This is a genomic window from Paraburkholderia sp. BR14374, assembly GCF_040948685.1.
Classification (GTDB): Bacteria; Pseudomonadota; Gammaproteobacteria; order Burkholderiales; family Burkholderiaceae; genus Paraburkholderia; species Paraburkholderia youngii.
The window spans coordinates 370,388-386,630 of sequence record NZ_JBFPKF010000001.1; the positions used below are offsets into that span (position 1 = coordinate 370,388).

General features: G+C 65.4%; 14 protein-coding genes. 8 read left to right on the plus strand and 6 right to left on the minus strand.

What is annotated here, in order from left to right:
• Nucleotides 1–5 precede the first annotated feature (5 nt).
• The 5 genes from AB3X86_RS01650 to proC all read left to right on the plus strand — a co-directional run bounded on the left by AB3X86_RS01650 (nucleotide 6) and on the right by proC (nucleotide 5,655).
• Nucleotides 6–1,499: an FAD-linked oxidase C-terminal domain-containing protein gene (locus AB3X86_RS01650; RefSeq protein ID WP_368594687.1), complete on the plus strand. Its 1,494-nt coding sequence runs from the start codon at nucleotides 6–8 to the stop codon at nucleotides 1,497–1,499.
• A 181-nt stretch (nucleotides 1,500–1,680) separates the two neighbouring features.
• A complete protein-coding gene (gene glcE, locus AB3X86_RS01655) occupies nucleotides 1,681–2,769 on the plus strand; it encodes a glycolate oxidase subunit GlcE (protein ID WP_368594688.1) in 1,089 nt (362 codons plus the stop codon).
• 8 nt (nucleotides 2,770–2,777) lie between these two features.
• The gene (gene glcF / locus AB3X86_RS01660) at nucleotides 2,778–4,004 is read left to right on the plus strand and encodes a glycolate oxidase subunit GlcF (protein ID WP_368594689.1); all 1,227 of its coding nucleotides are present in this window, start codon (nucleotides 2,778–2,780) and stop codon (nucleotides 4,002–4,004) included.
• 36 nt (nucleotides 4,005–4,040) lie between these two features.
• Nucleotides 4,041–4,763, plus strand: a complete 723-nt coding sequence (locus tag AB3X86_RS01665) for a YggS family pyridoxal phosphate-dependent enzyme (protein ID WP_368594690.1) — start codon at nucleotides 4,041–4,043, stop codon at nucleotides 4,761–4,763.
• A 76-nt stretch (nucleotides 4,764–4,839) separates the two neighbouring features.
• Complete coding sequence (gene proC / locus AB3X86_RS01670; RefSeq protein ID WP_368594691.1) at nucleotides 4,840–5,655, plus strand: pyrroline-5-carboxylate reductase; 816 nt, start codon at nucleotides 4,840–4,842, stop codon at nucleotides 5,653–5,655.
• Nucleotides 5,656–5,794: 139 nt separating this feature from the next.
• Here the strand turns inward: proC and ubiA are convergent, their stop codons facing one another.
• The 6 genes from ubiA to recG all read right to left on the minus strand — a co-directional run bounded on the left by ubiA (nucleotide 5,795) and on the right by recG (nucleotide 13,038).
• On the minus strand, nucleotides 5,795–6,658 hold the full coding sequence (ubiA, locus tag AB3X86_RS01675; RefSeq protein WP_176109515.1) for a 4-hydroxybenzoate octaprenyltransferase: 864 nt from the start codon (nucleotides 6,656–6,658) through the stop codon (nucleotides 5,795–5,797).
• 234 nt (nucleotides 6,659–6,892) lie between these two features.
• On the minus strand, nucleotides 6,893–7,390 hold the full coding sequence (locus AB3X86_RS01680) for a Dps family protein (protein ID WP_018431894.1): 498 nt from the start codon (nucleotides 7,388–7,390) through the stop codon (nucleotides 6,893–6,895).
• A gap of 156 nt (nucleotides 7,391–7,546) precedes the next feature.
• Complete coding sequence (locus AB3X86_RS01685) at nucleotides 7,547–7,711, minus strand: hypothetical protein (RefSeq protein ID WP_368594692.1); 165 nt, start codon at nucleotides 7,709–7,711, stop codon at nucleotides 7,547–7,549.
• Nucleotides 7,712–7,806: 95 nt separating this feature from the next.
• Nucleotides 7,807–9,261, minus strand: coding sequence for a catalase (locus AB3X86_RS01690; protein WP_368594693.1), 1,455 nt, complete (start codon nucleotides 9,259–9,261; stop codon nucleotides 7,807–7,809).
• Between the two features lie 412 nt (nucleotides 9,262–9,673).
• On the minus strand, nucleotides 9,674–10,633 hold the full coding sequence (locus AB3X86_RS01695; protein WP_368594694.1) for a LysR substrate-binding domain-containing protein: 960 nt from the start codon (nucleotides 10,631–10,633) through the stop codon (nucleotides 9,674–9,676).
• 104 nt (nucleotides 10,634–10,737) lie between these two features.
• Entirely contained in the window at nucleotides 10,738–13,038 is a 2,301-nt protein-coding gene (gene recG, locus AB3X86_RS01700) for an ATP-dependent DNA helicase RecG (RefSeq protein WP_368594695.1), read from the minus strand.
• A gap of 189 nt (nucleotides 13,039–13,227) precedes the next feature.
• On the opposite strand from recG, the gene queA reads away from it, so the two are divergent.
• From queA to yajC, 3 genes are all read left to right on the plus strand, one after another.
• Nucleotides 13,228–14,286 carry a tRNA preQ1(34) S-adenosylmethionine ribosyltransferase-isomerase QueA gene (queA, locus tag AB3X86_RS01705; RefSeq protein ID WP_368594696.1) on the plus strand — a complete coding sequence of 353 codons (1,059 nt, stop codon included), beginning with the start codon at nucleotides 13,228–13,230 and terminating at the stop codon, nucleotides 14,284–14,286.
• Nucleotides 14,287–14,400: 114 nt separating this feature from the next.
• The gene (gene tgt / locus AB3X86_RS01710) at nucleotides 14,401–15,591 is read left to right on the plus strand and encodes a tRNA guanosine(34) transglycosylase Tgt (protein ID WP_176122473.1); all 1,191 of its coding nucleotides are present in this window, start codon (nucleotides 14,401–14,403) and stop codon (nucleotides 15,589–15,591) included.
• A gap of 211 nt (nucleotides 15,592–15,802) precedes the next feature.
• Nucleotides 15,803–16,132, plus strand: a complete 330-nt coding sequence (gene yajC / locus AB3X86_RS01715) for a preprotein translocase subunit YajC (RefSeq protein ID WP_176109522.1) — start codon at nucleotides 15,803–15,805, stop codon at nucleotides 16,130–16,132.
• Nucleotides 16,133–16,243: the final 111 nt, after the last annotated feature.

Here is a 16,243-nt window from a genome sequence, read left to right on the forward strand (position 1 = left end):
CTCACATGAACGCACCCGCTGAACTGTCGGCCGAAGTCCTCGCGCAGCGTCAGCGCGAAGTCGTGCAGGCGCTGATGGCCGTGTTGCCGAGCCACTGTCTGCTCTATCGCGAGGAAGATACCGTCGCGTACGACTGCGACGGCCTCGCCGCGTACCGGCGTCTGCCGCTCGCAGTCGCGTTGCCGGAAACCGAATCGCAAGTGCAGCGCATCGTGCAGATCTGCCATCGTCTCGATGTGCCCATCGTGCCGCGCGGCGCGGGCACCGGGCTGTCCGGCGGCGCAATGCCGATTCGGCACGGCGTCGTGGTGTCGCTCGCGCGCTTTCGCAAGATCGTCGAGGTCGACCCGTATGCGCGCATCGCGACCGTGCAGCCGGGCGTGCGCAACCTCGCGATCTCCGAAGCCGCGGCACCGTATGGCCTCTACTACGCGCCGGATCCGTCGTCGCAAATTGCCTGCACGATTGGCGGCAACGTGTCCGAGAATTCGGGCGGCGTGCATTGCCTGAAGTACGGCCTCACCGTGCACAACGTGCTGCGCGTGCGCGCGGTGACGATGGACGGCGAGATCGTCGAGTTCGGCTCGCTCGCGCCTGACGCGCCGGGGCTCGATCTGCTCGCGGTGCTGATCGGCAGCGAGGGCATGTTCGCGATCGTCACCGAGGTCACCGTCAAACTGATCCCGAAGCCGCAAACGGCGCAGGTCATCATGGCCAGCTTCGACGATGTCGTCAAAGGCGGCGACGCCGTTGCCGGCATCATTGCGGCGGGCATCATCCCGGCCGGCCTCGAGATGATGGACAAGCCCGCCACGCGCGCGGTCGAGGAGTTCGTCAACGCGGGCTACGACCTCGACGCGGCGGCGATCCTGCTCTGCGAATCGGACGGCACGCCCGAGGAAGTCGCGGCCGAGATCGTGCGCATGACCGCGGTGCTGCGCGAGCACGGCGCGACCCGTATCCAGATTTCGCGCACGGAGGCCGAGCGCCTGCGCTTCTGGTCCGGGCGCAAGAACGCGTTCCCGGCCGCCGGCCGCATCTCGCCGGACTACTACTGCATGGACGGCACCGTGCCGCGCCGAAGTATCGGGCCACTGCTCGCGCGCATCGAGGAGATGGAGAAAACCTACCAGCTGCGCTGCATCAACGTGTTCCATGCCGGCGACGGCAATATGCATCCGCTGATCCTGTTCAACGGCAACGACCAGGACGAGTGGCATCGCGCCGAGTTGTTCGGTTCCGACATCCTCGAAGCTTGCGTCGAGCTCGGCGGCACGGTGACGGGCGAGCATGGCGTCGGCATCGAGAAGATCAATTCGATGTGCGTGCAGTTCTCGCCCGAGGAGCGCGACACGTTCCACGCGGTCAAGCGAGCATTCGACGCGCCCGGTCTGTTGAATCCCGACAAGGGCATTCCGACGCGGGCGCGCTGTGCCGAATACGGCAAGATGCACGTGCGCGGCGGACTGCTGCCACATCCCGAGCTGCCGCGCTTCTAGCGGCTGGCGTCGGCATCGCGCAGCCACCGTTTGCCGCGCCCGCGCCGATGCGGGCGCGGCCTGCACGGCGATTTGCGCCGCCCCTTCAGACCGATGCCGCGCCCCGTCATGCGGGTGCGCTCCGGCTTGCCAGCGAGCCGCCGCCCGGTACAATCAAACGAAACACAACGAGCAGGACACCATGGAAGAGGACGACATCGTCGCCGTATGGTCCGAACGCGTGCGCTCGGCCAGCGCCGAGGGACGCGCGGTGCGCATCCGTGGCGGCGGCACCAAGGACTGGTATGGCCAGACGCTGGAAGGTGAGATCCTCGACACGCGCGCTTATCGCGGCATCATCGCGTACGATCCGGCCGAGCTCGTGATCACCGCGCGCGCGGGAACACCGCTGCTGGAAATCGAAACCGCGCTCGCCGAGCACGACCAGATGCTGGCGTTCGAGCCGCCGCACTTCGGTCCGCAGGCCACCTTCGGCGGCTGCATCGCCGCGGGCATTTCCGGGCCGCGCCGGCCGGCCGTCGGCGCCGCGCGCGACTTCGTGCTCGGCGCGGTCGTGATGAACGGCCAGGGCCAGGTGCTGCACTTCGGCGGCCAGGTCGTCAAGAACGTCGCGGGTTACGACGTGTCGCGGCTGCTCGCGGGCTCGCTCGGCACGCTCGGGCTGATCCTCGAGCTGTCGGTCAAAGTGCTACCGCGCCCGCAGGCCGAAGCCACGCTGAAATTCGACATGAATGGCACCGACGCGGTACGCAAGCTCAACGAATGGGGCGGCCGGCCACTGCCCATCACCGCGAGCGCATGGCGCAACGGCACGCTCGCGGTGCGCCTGGGCGGCGCGGAGGCCGCGGTCAAGGCCGCGCGCACCGGGCTCGGCGGCGAAGTCGTCGATGCGGTCGAAGCCGAGCGCTTCTGGGGCGGCCTGCGCGAACAGACCGACTCGTTCTTTGCAAGCATTCCGCCGAAGGCCGCGCTGTGGCGTCTCGCGTTGCCGTCGATCACCGAGCCGCTGCAACTGCCCGGCGCGCAACTGATGGAATGGGGCGGCGGCCAGCGTTGGTGGATCACCGACACCGACGCGCAGACCGTGCGCATCAGCGCGAAGCAGGCCGGCGGCCACGCAACCATTTTTCGCAGCGGCCACGGCTACGACCGCAGCGCCGGCGTATTCACACCGCTGCCCGCGCCGTTGATGAAAATCCATCGCGGCCTCAAACATGCATTCGACCCGGCCCGCATCTTCAACCGCGGCCGTCTCTACCCCGACTTCTGAGCGACGCGATGCAAACCAACCTCGCGGACTTCATTCGCAATACCCCCGATGGCAACGAAGCGGACGCCATCCTGCGCAAATGCGTGCATTGCGGTTTCTGCACGGCCACCTGCCCGACCTATCAACTGCTCGGCGACGAGCTCGACGGTCCGCGCGGGCGCATCTATCTGATCAAGCAGATGGTCGAAGGCGCGCCGGTCACGCGCAGCACCCAGGTACACCTGGACCGCTGCCTGACCTGCCGCAACTGCGAAACGACGTGCCCGTCCGGCGTGCAATACGGGCGGCTCGTGGAAATCGGCCGCAAGCTCACCGAGGAGAAGGTCACGCGTCCACTCAGTCAGCGGCTGATGCGGCGGCTGCTCGCGAGCGTGCTGCCGAACAGCGCGATCTTCACGCCCGCGATGCGGCTGGGCCAGCATGTGCGCGGCCTGCTGCCGAAGAAGCTGCGCGACAAGGTCCCTGCGCGTCAACGCCCGCTCGAATGGCCGAGCGCGACACACGAACGCAAGGTGCTGATGCTCGCGGGCTGCGTGCAACCGTCGATGATGCCGAACGTCAACATCGCGACCGCGCGCGTGTTCGACGCGCTCGGTATCGAAACGCTGATCGCGCCCGAAGCCGGCTGCTGCGGCGCGATCCGCCTGCACCTCGGCTACAACGAAGAAGCACTCGACGACGTGCGCGCGAACATTGACGCATGGTGGCCCTACGTCGAACAGGGCGTTGAAGCGATCGTAATGAACGCGTCGGGCTGCGGTGCGACGGTCAAGGAATACGCGCACCTGCTGCGCCTCGATCCCGAGTATGCAGAGAAGGCGCGCCGCATCGTCGAGTTGACGCGCGACGTCTCCGAAATCCTGCCCGAGTTCGAAGAACGGCTCGTCGCGATCACGCGTCGCCGCTCGGTGCACACGGTCGCGTTTCATCCGCCCTGCACGCTGCAGCATGGCCAGCAGATCCGCGGCAAAGTCGAGCAACTGCTCACCGCGCTCGGCCTCGAAGTGCACCTCCCCACCGACAGCCATCTGTGCTGCGGCTCGGCCGGCACCTACTCGCTGCTGCAGCCGCGCCTGTCGTACGCGCTGCGCGACCAGAAGCTCGAGCGTTTGCAGGAGCAGGAGCCGCAGGTGATCGTGTCGGCGAACGTCGGTTGCATCGCGCATCTGCAAAGCGGCACGTCGACGCCGGTCGCGCACTGGATCGAATTGGTCGAGCACATGCTGTCCGTATAATCGGGGCATCGTCTTCGCTGAACACCGGTTCGTTCCATGTCCGATCTGCCTCACCGTTTCGCCGATCACTTCGCTCAGAGTCTCGCCGACGTGCATGAGCGCATCGCCCGCGCCGCGCAAGCGGCCGGCCGAGATGCGCAGTCTGTGATGCTGCTCGCAGTCTCCAAGACGTTTCCCGCCGATGCCGTACGCGCCGCTCATGCGGCCGGTCAGCGCGCATTCGGCGAGAACTACGTGCAGGAAGCGCTCGACAAGATCCAGACGCTCGCCGATCTGCGCGCATCGCTCGAATGGCATTTCATCGGGCCACTGCAATCGAACAAGACGCGCCCCGTTGCCGAGCATTTCGACTGGGTGCATTCGGTCGATCGGCTGAAGATCGCACAGCGGCTGTCGGAGCAGCGCCCCGACAACCTGCCGCCGCTCAACGTCTGCCTGCAGGTCAACGTCAGCGGCGAGGCGTCGAAGAGCGGCGTTGCGCCCGACGAGGCGGCCGCCATCGCGCACCAGATCGCCGCACTGCCAAAGCTGAAGCTGCGCGGACTGATGTCGATTCCGGAACCGGGCGGCGATCTCGAAGAACAGCGCGCGCCGCATCGCATATTGCGCGAGCTGTTCGAGCGCTTATCTAACGACGGGCTCGAGCTCGATACGTTGTCGATGGGCATGTCGGCCGATCTCGAAGCAGCCGTGCTCGAAGGCGCAACGATCGTGCGCGTCGGCACCGCGATCTTCGGCGCGCGCGATTACTCGCACTGAGCTTTTCCACGGGCCTTGCGCGAACCTGGCTGCGCGAAGCCCTCACCGCATCTCATCTGAAGCTATCCGGACCATCATGAAAATTGCGTTTATCGGCGGCGGCAACATGGCCGCGGCGTTGATCGGCGGCCTCATCAAGCGGGGCACCGCGCCCGCGGACCTGTACGCGATCGATCCGAACGAAGACGCGCGCAAGCGCAACGAGCAGCAATTCGGCATCCGCACCGGCGCGGCCGCCGACGGCACGCTCGCCGACTACGACGCGGTCGTGCTCGCGGTGAAGCCGCAGATCCTGAAGAGCGTCGCCGAGACGCTGGCGGCGCATCTGCGCGCGTCGCAACTGATCGTCAGCATCGTCGCGGGCATTCGCATCGGCGACATGTCGCGCTGGCTGAATGGCCACAGCCGCATCGTGCGCGTGATGCCGAATACGCCGGCGCTGATCGGCATGGGCGTGACGGGTCTCGTCGCGAGCGGCAGCGTCGACGAAGCGGGCCGCGCGCTCGCGTCGCAGGTGCTCGGCGCGGTCGGCGAGACCGTCTGGTTCGACGACGAAGCGAAGATCGACGCGGTCACTGCGATCTCGGGCAGTGGACCGGCCTACGTGTTCTATTTCATCGAAGCGCTGCAGGAAGCAGCGCGCCAGCTAGGTATGGACGAAGCGCAGGGCCGCGCGCTCGCGGTCGCGACGTTCACGGGCGCCGCGCAACTCGCGGCCAATTCCGACGAACCGCCGAGCGTGCTGCGCGAGCGCGTGACCTCGAAGGGCGGCACGACCGCGGCAGCGCTCGCCTCGTTCGACGCGAGCGGCATCAAGGACGCGATCGTACGGGGCGCACTGGCCGCCGATGCACGGGCGCGCGAGATGGGCGACGAGTTCGGCGAGCAGTAACGCGAACCGGCGTCGAAAAGAATCAGCGGAAACTAACACGCCGTGGCACGCCTGCCTTTTCTAATTTTCTAATTAAGGGCACGCGCGCTACGGCGTGTAGAAACACCAGCGTTTTGAAGCCAGAAAAGCGCGGCGCGAATTAAAACGAGGTCACCGCGTAATGCGCGGCAATCCCCGCGAACAACGCGCCGCCGAGCCAGTTGTTGTGACGGAACGCGGCAAAGCACGGCATGCGCTCGCGATTGCGGATCAGCGTGTAGTGATAGATCGCGCAACCCACCGCGACCGCCCAGCCGAGCCAGTACAGCAGACCAAACCCGAGCGTCAGGCCGATGCCGACGTAAATCCCCAGCGTCACCGCGTAACACAGCATGACCGCGGCCACGTCGAAGCGACCGAAAGTCAGCGCCGACGTGCGGATGCCGATCTTGATGTCGTCGTCACGATCCACCATCGCGTATTCGGTGTCGTACGCAACGGCCCAGAAGATGTTCGCGACCAGCATCACCCATGCGAGCAGCGGCACGTGATCCAGCACCGCGGCGAACGCCATCGGAATGCCGAAGCCGAACGCGATGCCCAGATATGCCTGCGGAATCGCGAAGAAGCGCTTCATGAACGGATACGTGCCGGCGACGAACAGCGCGACCACCGACAACTCCTTGGTCAACGCATTGAGCGGCTGGATCAGCAGAAAAGCGATCAGCGACAGCACGGTGGCCAGCACGACCGCCTCCCACGCATTGATCTTGCCAGACGTGATCGGCCGGTTCTCGGTGCGCTTCACGTGGCGGTCGAAATCGCGGTCCGCGTAGTCGTTGATCGCGCAGCCGGCTGAGCGCATCAGCACCGTGCCGAGCGTGAAGATCACCAGCAATTGCCACGACGGATGACCGCCGGAAGCGATCCACAGTGCGTTGAGCGTCGGCCACAGCAGCAGCAGGCTGCCGATCGGCTTGTCCATGCGCACGAGGCGCAGATACAGGGGAAGTCGGGCGAACATGGGACGAATTCGGTGAAGTGCGAACACGGTGCGCCTATTTTACGGGAAGCGCACGGCGGCTCTGAATTCATCTGGCCGCGTATCGAAGTGCCTCGCGCTCGCGCCCCTGCATCACGCGGCGGCGGCGCAAAAAACAAAGCCTCCCGTGCAGGGAGGCTTGTGCGTTTCTGGCACGGCGCGGGTGTTGCCCGCACCTGCATTCGAACGTGACTCGGCCGGCTTAGCCGCGTCGAATCACGCGAGCAGCGAGCGCAGCATCCACGCGGTCTTTTCGTGCGTCTGCATGCGTTGCGTGAGCAGGTCGGCGGTCGGCTCGTCGTTGGCGGCTTCCGTCGCCGGGAAGATCGCGCGCGCGGTGCGCACCACCGCTTCCTGGCCTTCGACCAGTTGGCGGATCATGTCTTCCGCGGCCGGCACACCGTCCGCTTCGGGGATCGACGACAGCTTCGCGAAATCCTTGTAGGTGCCCGGCGCATGCACGCCCAATGCGCGGATGCGTTCGGCGATCGAGTCGACCGCGAGCGCCAGTTCGTTGTACTGCGTTTCGAACATCAGGTGCAGCGTGTTGAACATCGGACCCGTGACGTTCCAGTGGAAGTTGTGGGTCTTCAGGTACAGCGTGTAGGTGTCGGCGAGCAAACGCGACAACCCTTCGGCGATCTTCTTGCGATCCTTGTCGCTGATCCCGATGTTGACGTGCTGTACGGCTGCTGCGGCTTCTTTCTTGGCCATGATGACTCCTTCGAAGAGTGATACGAACCGGTCGGCAGATGACGGTCTGCGGAAACACGAATAAAACTGTTCGACAGTGTAGCGTGAAATGCCGCAAGCTTCGCTCAAGACGTGCTCCGGAGGCCTTGCTGCGCCGCCATCCCGGCGGTACTGCGCTTAGCCGCCCAGCGCGTGCTGCACCGCCTGCGCGGCGATTACCGCAAAGCCGCTCGCGACGATCGCAACGCCCATCGCCTTGCGCAGCATCAACACCTGCCGTTGCACCTGCATGCTCGGCATGGCGGTCGAACCGCCGATGCTTGCCATCATCATCTGAATCATGATCGTACTCCCGGTTCGTCTCGTGACGGCCGCAGCAACGCGCTGCGCCGTCGATTACTGTGCTACTGCCTTGCCATGCGCCGCGTACTGGACGCCTAGCGGTTTCTGCGTTCCTGCAACGCGGCGAGCGCCGCGATCACACCTTCCGCGTAAGCCGGATCGGCGCGGCGGAAATGCTCGATCTGACGCGCGACGATGTCCTGCGGCACACCGTCGATATGTCGCGCGATATTGCCGAACAGACGCTGACGCTGCGCGTCGTCGAACAGCGCGAACAGCATGCGCGGCTGCGTGTAGTAGTCGTCGTCCTCGCGATGCTCGTAACGCGCGACCGCGCCCGCCGCGAGCGGTGGCTCCGATGCGTTCGCGTCCTGCGCGAAGTCGCTGAAGCGATTCGGCTCGTAATTCACGTTGCCGCCGAGGTTGCCGTCGGTACGCATCGCGCCGTCGCGATGGAACGAATGCGGGTTCGGCACGCGCGGCGCATTCACCGGAATCTGGTGATGATTGATGCCGAGCCGGTAACGCTGCGTATCGCCGTACGAGAACAGACGGCCCTGCAACAGACGGTCCGGCGAAAAGCCGATGCCCGGTATCACGTTGGCCGGCGTGAACGCCGCCTGCTCGACGTCCGCGAAATAGTTCGCCGCGTTGCGGTTCAGCTCGATCGTGCCGACGTCGATCAACCGATAGTCCTTCTGCGACCACACCTTCGTGATGTCGAACGGGTTGAAGCGGTAGTTCGCCGCATCCGCTTCGGGCATCACCTGAATCGCGAAGCGCCACTTCGGGAAGTTGCCCGCGTCGATGCTGTTCACCAGATCGCGCTGCGCGCTTTCGCGGTCATTGGCGACCACCTGCGCGGCTTCGGCGTCGGTGAAGTTCTCGATGCCCTGTTGCGACTTGAAATGGAACTTGACCCAGAAACGCTCGTTGTTCGTGTTGATGAACGAGTACGTGTGCGAGCCGAAGCCGTGCATCTGCCGGTAGTTCTTCGGAATCCCTCGATCGCTCATCAGAATCGTCACCTGATGCAGCGACTCCGGATGACGCGACCAGAAATCCCACGCCGCCACGTTGTTACGCAGGTTCGTGTACGGATCACGCTTCTGCGTATGAATGAAGTCCGGAAACTTCAGCGGATCGCGGATGAAGAACACCGGTGTGTTGTTGCCGACCACGTCCCAGTTGCCTTCTTCGGTGTAGAACTTGATCGAGAAGCCGCGCACGTCTCGCTCGGCATCGGCCGCGCCACGCTCGCCGGCCACCGTCGAAAAGCGCATGAAAAGCGGTGTTTCCTTGCCGACCTGCGCGAACACCTTCGCCTTCGTGTAGCGCGAGATGTCGTGCGTGACCGTCAGCGTGCCGAACGCACCCGAACCCTTCGCGTGAACGCGACGCTCGGGAATCACTTCGCGATCGAAGTGCGCGAGCTTTTCGAGCAGCCAGACATCCTGCAGCACCGCCGGGCCGCGCGGGCCGGCGGTCATAGAGTTCTGGTTATCGGCGACGGGCGCGCCGGCGGCATTGGTGAGCCTACGTTCGGACATGAGCACTCCTGCGTGGTTTTATTGGATCAGAGGAAATCGCGCGGCATCGGTGCGGGACGGACGCCGTCATGGGTAGGTGCGTCAGGCGGCCAGCACCCGGTCGACCAGCAACGACATCGCGACCGCGCGGATACTCGGCGCGGCGTCCGTCACGGTCGGTTGGGCGGGAAAAGCGTGGATGGGCTGTGAAACTGCTTGCATGATGTTTTCCTCCTGGCGTGTCTGACGCCCCGAATGGGGAGTCTGAGGCTGAGCCTTGTCGAATAAGAGGATCGGGCGATCCATGGAGGAAACAATAGCAATAGCTATCGAATATTCGTATTTGATTAATTTAATCTATTCGATAGGGCTCGCGCCCTTTTTGGCGGCAGGCCGCGCCGTGATCCGGCGCGGCTGCGGGATGACCCGTGCGTTAGTTGACGGCAGCGGGCAGATCGAGTTTTTTGACGCCCGGCAGATCGCAGGCGGCGATTGCCTCGCAGATCGCATCGATCGCGGGCATGCGCGTGAAGCTCTTGCGCCACGCCAGCACGACGCGGCGATCGGGCACCGGCTCGTCGAACGCGACGTAGCTGAGCAGGCCCGCGTCGATACCGCCCGCATGCGGCTTGACCTCGTGCACGGACATGCGCGGCAGCACGGTAATGCCGACGCCACTCGCGACCATATGACGAATCGTTTCGAGCGACGAACCCTCGAAGGTCTTCTGGATTCCGTCCGCATTCTGCGAAAAGCGCATCAGCTCGGGGCATACGCCGAGCACATGATCGCGGAAGCAGTGGCCGCTGCCGAGCAGCAGCATGGTTTCCTGCTTCAGATCGTCAGGGTCGATCTTCGAGCGGCCTTCCCACGCGTGACCGGACGGCAGCGCGACGACGAATGGCTCGTCGTACAGCGGACGCAGCATCAAACCGGTTTCGGGAAACGGCAGCGCCATGATCGCGACGTCGATTTCGCCCTGCTTGAGCAGTTCGATCAGCTTCAGCGTGTAATTTTCCTGCAGCATCAGCGGCATCTGCGGCACGCGCTGGATCATCTGCTTGACGAGGGTGGGCAGCAGGTACGGCCCGATCGTGTAGATCACGCCGAGCCGCAGCGGACCGACCAGCGGGTCCTTGCCCTGCTTGGCGATTTCCTTGATCGCGAGCGTCTGCTCGAGCACGCGTTGCGCCTGCGTGACGATCTGTTCGCCGATCGGCGTGACGCTGACCTCGCTGGTGCCGCGCTCGAAAATCTGCACGTTCAGCTCGTCTTCGAGCTTCTTGATGGCGACGGACAGCGTGGGCTGGCTGACGAAACACGCTTCGGCGGCCCGGCCGAAGTGCCGCTCGCGGGCCACCGCCACGATGTATTTCAATTCGGTGAGCGTCATTCGGGGATCAATCAGTGCGATAGATTCGATAGGTTCTAGTTATACACCTATAGGGTCGGTTCGCCAACCTTTTAGCCGTTCCGTTCGTGGCGAAGGGTTTGCACTCAGGCTTTCAGATATTGCTCGCGCGCGCCGAGCCAGCGCGTCAGATGCTGAATGACCACGTCCGGATACTGGTCCAGCAGCGTCGCGGCGGCTTCGCGCGCTGGCTCGATCAGGTGCTGATCGTTTTGCAGGTCGGCGAAACGCAGCATCGCCGCGCCCGACTGCCGCGCGCCGAGGAACTCGCCGGGTCCGCGGATTTCGAGGTCGCGGCGGGCGATCTCGAAGCCGTCGGTGGTTTCGCGCATCGTTTGCAGGCGCGCGCGAGCGGTCATCGACAGCGGTCCGGTGTACAGCAGCACGCAGACCGACGCGGCGCTGCCGCGCCCCACCCGTCCGCGCAGCTGATGCAGCTGCGCGAGACCGAAGCGCTCCGCGTGCTCGATCACCATCAACGACGCGTTCGGCACGTCGACGCCCACCTCGATCACCGTGGTCGCGACCAGCAGCTGGATCTCGTTACGCGAGAATGCGTCCATCACCGTGGCCTTTTCGGCGGGCGCGAGGCGCCCGTGCACGAGGCCGACCCTCAGCTCGGGCAGCGCGGCCACGAGCGTCTCGTAGGTCTCGACCGCGGTTTGCAGCTGCAGCGTCTCGCTTTCCTCGATCAGCGGACACACCCAGTACACCTGGCGCCCCGTCAGCGCCGCCTCGCGCACGCGGCCGATCACCTCTTCGCGGCGCGCGTCGGACACGAGCTTCGTGAGGATCGGGGTGCGCCCCGGCGGCAGTTCGTCGATCGTGGAGACGTCGAGGTCCGCGTAGTAGGTCATCGCGAGCGTGCGCGGAATCGGCGTCGCGGACATCATCAATTGATGCGGCTGGAAGTCGGACGCGCCGTCGGCGGCGCCTTGCGCCTTCGCGCGCAGCGCGAGCCGTTGCGCGACGCCGAAGCGATGCTGTTCGTCGACGATCACGAGCCCGAGGCGCGCGAAGTCGACCGCGTCCTGGATGATCGCGTGCGTGCCGATCACCAGCTGCGCGGTGCCGAGCGCGGCCGCTTCGATCGCGGCGCGCTTCTCCTTCGTCTTCAGACTGCCCGCGAGCCACGCGACGTTCACGCCGAGAGGTTCGAGCCAGCCGCGCAACTTGCGCGCGTGCTGCTCGGCGAGGATTTCGGTCGGCGCCATCAGCGCGGCCTGGTAGCCGGCGTCGATCGCCTGCGCGGCGGCGAGCGCCGCGACGATCGTCTTGCCGCTGCCGACGTCGCCCTGCAACAGGCGCTGCATCGGATGCGGCTGCGTCAGATCGAGCGCGATCTCGCCGCCGACGCGCTGCTGCGCGGCCGTCAGCGAAAACGGCAGCGCCTTCAGCAGACGCGCGACCAGTGCGGATTCGTCGCCGAGCTTGCGGCGCGGCATCGCCGGCGCGGCGCGGTTGCGCCGCTCGTCGTGCGCGCGCTTGAGCGACATCTGCTGCGCGAGCAGCTCCTCGAACTTGATGCGCACCCACGCTGGATGCGTGCCGTCGATCAGCGCCGTTTCGTCCGACTGCGCGCCCGGATGATGCAGCGTGCGCACCGCGTCCATCAGCGCCGGCACGCCGAGCGGTTCGAGAAACGCGCGTGCGACCGGCGCGGGCAGCAGCTCCGGCAGCGAGGTGCGCGCGAGCGCGTTGTCGATCGCCTTGCGCAGATACGCCTGCGACACGCCCGCGGTGCTCGGATAGACCGGCGTCAGTGCCTGCGGCAGCGGCGTGTCTTCATCGACGACGCGCACGGTCGGATGCACCATCTCCATGCCGAAGAAGCCGCCGCGCACGTCGCCGCGCACGCGCAGGCGCGCGCCGGGCGCCATCTGCTTGACCTGCGAGCCGTAGAAATTCAGAAAGCGCAGCACCAGCTCGTCGCCGTCGGCGTCGCGCAGCTTCACGAGCAGCTGCCGGCGCGGGCGATAGGCGATCTCGTTGTCGAACACCACGCCTTCGGTTTGCGCGACGCCGCCGGGCAGCAAGTGACCGATCGGCGTCAGCGAGGTTTCGTCTTCGTAGCGCATCGGCAGATGCAGCACGAGGTCGATGTCGCGTGTGAGGCCGAGTTTGGCGAGCTTGTCGGCGGTTTTGACGGGGGCTTTGGCTGCAGGTTTGGCGGCGGCCTTCGCGGTGGCTCTGGTTTTGGCGGCGGGCTTGTCGCCGCTGGCCGGGTCGCCGTCGCGCCCGGCATCACGGCCTGCGGCGATCATGCCGCCTTGCGCGCGCCCTTCTGCCGCATCCCGTTCCCCCGCCTCCGCTCGCGCACCGCGGCGGCGCGGCGCGGCGCCCGCTTCGAGGGTGGCAACGGACGATCGGCGGTCGGACAAAGGCATGGGCTGCTTCGCAAGTACAATATCGGCTGCTGTCGAAAAAAACGTGCCGCTCTGCGCGCATCCAGCGTGGGCAAGATGCGGCTCAACGCGCGCGCGGGCCGCTTCGGCGTCCCGCCATCATAGCCGCCCGGCTCCGGCTTCGGCTCAATTCAGTCCCAAATCAGTACCAATCCGCTTCCAGTCGTTCGCATGTTTACGCTTTCCGATTTCGATTTCGATCTGCCGCCCGAGCTGATCGCGCAAGTCGCGCTGCCCGAGCGCAGCGCAAGCCGTCTGCTCGAGGTGGACGCCGCGGGCGCCGCCGACGGCGCCGCGCGCCTGATCGACCGCCGCTTTACCGAATTGCCCGAGTGCCTCGCGCCCGGCGATCTGCTGGTCTTCAACGATACCAAAGTGCTGAAGGCGCGCTTCTTCGGCCAGAAGGCGAGCGGCGGCAAGATCGAAGTGCTGGTCGAGCGCCTGACCGGCGAGCGCAGCGCGCTTGCGCAGATCCGCGCGAGCAAGAGCCCGCAGGCGGGCACGACGATCCGTCTCGCCGATGCGTTCGACGTCACCGTCGGCGAGCGCGTCGATCAGTTCTACACGCTGCATTTCCCCGCCGACTGCCTGACGCTGATCGAGCAATACGGCCGTCTGCCGCTGCCGCCGTACATCGAGCACGATCCCGACGCGACCGACGAAACCCGCTATCAAACGGTGTACGCGCAGAACCCGGGCGCGGTCGCCGCGCCGACCGCCGGCCTGCACTTCGACGACGCGCTGCTCGCGAGGCTCGACGCCTTCGGCATCGAACGCGCGACGCTGACGCTGCACGTCGGCGCTGGCACATTCCAGCCGGTGCGGGTCGAAAACATCGCCGAGCACAAGATGCACAGCGAGTGGTATCACCTGCCGCAAGAGCTGGCGGACAGGATCGCTGCGACCAAAGCGCGCGGCAACCGCGTGATCGCGGTCGGCACCACGTCGATGCGCGCGCTCGAAGCCGCCGCGCGCGACGCCGAAGCGGCCGGCCATCCGCTCGCCGCGGCGAGCGCGGAAACCGACATCTTCATCACGCCGGGCTACCGCTTCCGCGTGGTCGACCGGCTGGTCACGAACTTCCATTTGCCGAAGTCGACGCTGCTGATGCTGGTGTCGGCGTTCGCGGGCGTCGAGACGATTCGCGCCGCGTATCGTCATGCGATCGACGAGCGTTATCGCTTTTTCAGCTACGGTGACGCGATGCTGCTGACGCGGCGCGATGCCTGAGCCGGTTCCAGCACTGCTTCACCGTATTGGCAGTTTTCCTAGCCGCCGCGATCCTTCGTGGCGGTTTTCATTGATTGCGCCGGACTGTTTTCCGGTAGCACAGGAGTGATCCCCATGACCCTTGGTCATCCCTCGCAGCATCCTGCCCACGAGCGCCCGGAGAATGGCCTCAAATTCGAACTGCTCGGCACCGACGGCCTCGCGCGCCGCGGCCGCGTCACGCTCAACCACGGCGTGGTGGAGACGCCGATCTTCATGCCGGTCGGCACCTACGGCACGGTGAAGGCAGTCCAGCCGCGCGAGCTCGACGAAATGCACGCGCAGATCATCCTCGGCAATACGTTTCATCTGTGGCTGCGCCCCGGCCTCGAAACGATCGAGGCGCACGGCGGCCTGCACGGCTTCATGGGCTGGAAGAAGCCGATCCTGACCGACTCGGGCGGCTTCCAGGTGTTCTCGCTCGGCGATCTGCGCAAGATCACCGAGGACGGCGTCACGTTCGCGTCGCCGATCAACGGCGACCGGCTGTTCCTGTCGCCGGAAGTGTCGATGCAGATCCAGAAGGTGCTGAACTCGGACATCGTGATGCAGTTCGACGAATGCACGCCGTACGCGACCAACAACATCCCGACCTCGCACAAGGAAGCCGCTGAATCGATGCGCATGTCGATGCGCTGGGCCCAGCGCTCGATCGACGAATTCCAGCGCCTCGGCAATCCGAATGCCCTCTTCGGCATCGTGCAGGGCGGCATGTTCGAGGACTTGCGCGACGAGTCGCTCGCCGGTCTCGCCGAGAAGAACTTCCACGGCCTCGCGATCGGCGGTCTGTCGGTCGGCGAGCCGAAGGAAGACATGATGAGGGTTCTGAACCATATCGGCCCGAAGCTGCCGGCCAACAAGCCGCACTACCTGATGGGCGTCGGCACGCCGGAAGACCTGGTGGCCGGCGTCGCGGCCGGCGTCGACATGTTCGACTGCGTGATGCCGACGCGCAACGCGCGCAACGGCTGGCTGTTCACGCGCTTCGGCGACCTCAAGATCCGCAACGCGACGCACAAGAACTCGCTGCGCCCGCTCGACGAGCAATGCGGCTGCTACACCTGCCGCAACTTCACGCGCGGCTATCTGCACCACCTGCATCGCGTCGGCGAAATCCTCGGCGCGCAGCTGAACACGATCCACAACCTGCACTACTACCTCGAACTGATGCAGGAAATGCGCGATGCGATCGAGGCGAAGCTGTTCGACGCGTTCCGCAAGCGCTTCCACGAAGACCGCGCGCGCGGCGTCGAACCGTCGTCCTGACGGCCCGGTAGGCGAATGCCACTGAAGACTGCCCATGCCGCACGCGGACAACTTACAATTTTCTTTCGCCGACCGCTGAATTTGCCCCGCATCGGACCTTTAAACGGTTGATCGCAAAGCCGATTCGCCCGTGCCGGCGTGCGTGTGGCCGGTGGTAGAATAATCGGCTGATTTTTTGTTCGTTTGTTTGACCAATAACGGAGAGACCAACGTGTCGTTCATTTCCAATGCCTTCGCCCAAGGCGCTGCAGCAGGTGGTGTCGAATCGAACCTGATGAGCTTCCTGCCGCTGATCCTGATGTTCGGCGTGCTGTACTTCATCATGATTCGCCCGCAAATGAAGCGTCAGAAGGAACATCGCAACATGCTCGCAGCGATGGCCAAGGGCGATGAAGTCGTGACGAACGGCGGTATCGTCGGCAAGGTGACGAAGGTGGGCGAAGCCTACGTCGGCATCGAAATCTCGGAAGGCACGGAAATTACCGTGCAGAAGGCGTCGGTCACGACAATTCTCCCGAAGGGCACGATCAAGTCGCTGTAAGGCCTGCACTCCTCGCGTCCGGCGCGGCCTCGCCGGCGGTTCAGGTACTTCGCTGACGGCCCGCGCTCATCGCCGGACGCATCGCATCCAAGCCAACCTTCCCGTTGGACC